The sequence below is a fragment of the Photorhabdus kleinii genome (assembly GCF_025384885.1).
GTDB lineage: Bacteria > Pseudomonadota > Gammaproteobacteria > Enterobacterales > Enterobacteriaceae > Photorhabdus > Photorhabdus kayaii.
Genome location: NZ_JAJAFY010000108.1, coordinates 1 through 2,456, shown reverse-complemented (window position 1 = coordinate 2,456; position 2,456 = coordinate 1). Strand labels below are relative to the sequence as shown.

Annotated in this window: 1 pseudogene; it reads right to left on the bottom strand. The window is 57.0% G+C overall.

What is annotated here, in order from left to right:
• A pseudogene (locus LG003_RS22695) lies at nucleotides 1–2,456 on the bottom strand (hemagglutinin repeat-containing protein); the annotation flags it as partial.

Below are 2,456 nucleotides of genomic sequence, written 5' to 3'. Positions count from 1 at the left end.
ATATCGCCCACGCTGTAAATCTGGGCATGATGACTGTTGTTCAGTGTCCCGGTACCGATATCCAGCCGGTCACGCGCGGCAATGACAGCAGCTTTGCCGTCCTGTGCGCTGTTATTCAGCGTCCCCGTCTGGAGGGCGAGTTGGTCACCGTAAATGCGCCCGGTGCCGGTATTGTTCAGGGTGTTGGCCGTGAGATGGGTCAGGCCGCCGTCAATCAATCCGGTATTGTTCAGCGTATCGTGGACCTTGATTTGCGTTTGCCCGGCGCTAATTTCACCGGCAGCGCTGTTGGTAAGATTTTGCGCATCAAGATGCAGCGCCTGACCGGCTTTTATCTGGCGGTCATTGAGGAGATTGCCGGTGGTTTTCAGGGTCAGATTGCCATTGGCCGCGGTGTTGCCGGTATGGTGAAAATCCTCGGTTAAAGCGACCGCCATATCGCCCTGCGATAACAGTTGGCCGTCACCGCTGAGAGCTTCGGCGTTAATATCCACCTGTTTCCCGGCAATCAAGGTGCCCTGTGGGTTGTTAATCCTCAGATGCGGTTGCTGAGCCTCGCGGTTGATAGTGAGCTGTTTGCCCGCAGAGACCAGTCCCTGGAGATTATCCAAGGTCTGGCTGATGTTCGCTTGCAGATGGTCGGCCGCCCGTAAAGCGCCCTGGCGGTTGTCCACCTGTTGGGCGTTGACCGTCAGGTTTTGCGCTTCCAGTCCTTTATCCGCTTGCGCCGTGTCGCGATTAATCAGGTGAGCGGTGCTCAAGGTCAATTGCTGACCACCACGGATAAGGCCGCCGGTGTTATCGGTTTGGGTTTCAACATTAAGAGTGGTGTCGCCCACCGCCTGCACCTGCCCGTGACGATTGTCGAGCCGCTGGGTTTTCAGGTTGAACGTACCGGCCGACAACAATTTGCCGTCCCGGTTATCGGTTTGCGCCTGTCGGGTGTCGATAATCAACTGTCCGCCTTGCAGATGACCGTGGCGATTGTCCAGTGGGCCGCTGGTGACAGTGGTCTTGCCCTCACCAATAATCTGGCCCTGTTGGTTATCCAGTAACTGCCCGTCGGTATCCAAATTCAGGGCGTCTGCGGATTGTAAGGTCCCGTTGCGGTTAGTGAGTTGCTGACTGTGAATGTCCAGCCCGCCATTCCCGGCTATCTGTCCCTGAGTATTATTGAGCGCGGTGCTGGTTAGCGCGGTTTTGCCGTCCGCTGCTATCATGCCGCCGGTGTTATCGATGTCGCCGGTGCGCAGGGTTAACTGCCCGCCGCTTAACAACCGGCCCGCTTTTTGGTCGGCATTGCGGGTATTAATGAGCCCATGCCCGTGGGTATCAACGGACATCTCCCGGCCGGATTGTAACAGCCCCGCCGTATTATCCAGTTCACCGCTGTTGACCGTCAGGGTGTCCCCGGCTATCACCTGTCCCGCGGTATTGGTGAAGGGATGGCCGGTGGTTTGGCTGTTGATATGCTGCGCCAGCAACACCCCCTGCGTGTTATCCAGGGTCTGGCTGGTTGTAGTCAGTCGGGTTTTGGCTTCAAGATGACCGTGGGCATTCTGAATGGCTTTGCCAATGGTCAGCGTGGCGCTGTCCCCAGTGGCAACAAGGCTACCTCGGCGATTATCCAGTTGGGCCGCGCTGAGCTGGAGCGCATTACTCGCTTCCAGTCGGCCCGCCTGATTGTCCAGCGTGTCTTTGACCGTCAGTGTCAGCGAGCCCTTGTCGGCAGCCACAATGTTGCCGTGACGATTATCGACCGTGGTTGCCTTAAGGTTCAGGTTACCGTTACCGGCAAGGGTGCCGTGCTGGTTATTTAGGGTGTTCACCGTCAGAGACAGCGTATCTTTGCCGCGTTGTTGCATCAGCCCGCCTTGATGGCTCAGGGTATCCGCGTTGACGGTAATCTGCCCGGCCTGTGTTTCAGCCTGATTCAGTTGCAGTTCACCCGCCTGTATCGTCAGGGCGCCGTTGGTGAGCAGTTTGCCTTTATCACCCAGCCAGCGTTGGCTGTTGAGTGCCAGTTTCCCGTTACCCGCCAGTTGCACTGTGCCCTGAGTGTTATCTGCTTGATGCGCGGTCAGATGCAGGTCCTCGCCCTGACTGGCAATGTTGCCCTGATGATTGTCAAGCTGGTCTGTGGTGAGGATCAACCGTTTCCCTTGATTGAACACTGTCCCTTCACGGTTATTCAGGGTACGGGTATGGAGCGTCAGTTCACCGCTTCCTGTCTGGTTAATTTTTCCTTTCAGGTTAGAGATATCCGGGGTCGTGAGGTGGATTTCCTGTGCCACTAACTGGCCGCCGTTGTTGTTAAACTGGCCCGGCGTTTTCGCAGTCAAACGGTTTGCGTTAACGGTGGCGCGAGCGGTGCTTATCCCGTGTTGACTGGCCGTCAGTTGGATCTGACCGGCGGCGGTCTGGCTGTCGCTCAGGTCAATCTGTTGACTGTGGAC